The sequence below is a fragment of the Dyella humicola genome (assembly GCF_026283945.1).
Classification (GTDB): Bacteria; Pseudomonadota; Gammaproteobacteria; order Xanthomonadales; family Rhodanobacteraceae; genus Dyella; species Dyella humicola.
The window spans coordinates 1-641 of the sequence record NZ_JAPDPC010000009.1 but is presented as its reverse complement, the minus strand read 5'-3'; the positions used below and the strand labels follow the sequence as shown (position 1 = coordinate 641).

Here is a 641-nt window from a genome sequence, read left to right as displayed (position 1 = left end):
ATGGCAAAGGGTAAATTCGAACGCACCAAGCCGCACGTCAACGTCGGCACGATTGGTCACGTGGACCACGGCAAGACGACGCTGACGGCCGCGCTGACGAAGGTTGGCGCCGAGCGTTTCGGTGGCGAGTTCAAGGCATACGACGCGATCGACGCGGCGCCGGAAGAGAAGGCGCGTGGCATCACGATCTCGACCGCGCACGTGGAATACGAGTCGCCCAAGCGCCACTACGCCCACGTCGATTGCCCGGGCCATGCTGACTACGTGAAGAACATGATCACGGGTGCCGCGCAGATGGACGGCGCGATCCTGGTGTGCTCGGCCGCTGACGGCCCGATGCCGCAGACCCGCGAACACATCCTGCTGTCGCGCCAGGTGGGCGTGCCGTACATCGTCGTGTTCCTGAACAAGGCCGACATGGTGGATGACGCCGAGCTGCTCGAGCTGGTCGAAATGGAAGTGCGCGAGCTGCTGTCCAAGTACGACTTCCCGGGCGACGACACGCCGATCATCCACGGTTCGGCGCTGAAGGCGCTGGAAGGTGATCAGAGCGAAATCGGCGTGCCGGCGATCATCAAGCTGGTCGACGCGCTGGACAGCTACATCCCCGAGCCGGTGCGTGTGATCGACAAGCCGTTCCT

General features: G+C 63.8%; 1 protein-coding gene. It reads left to right on the top strand.

Annotated features, from left to right (window positions below; translation table 11 throughout):
- The coding region (locus OUZ30_RS20320) for a GTP-binding protein (protein ID WP_266184285.1) at positions 1–641 on the top strand (641 nt) is incomplete at its 3' end.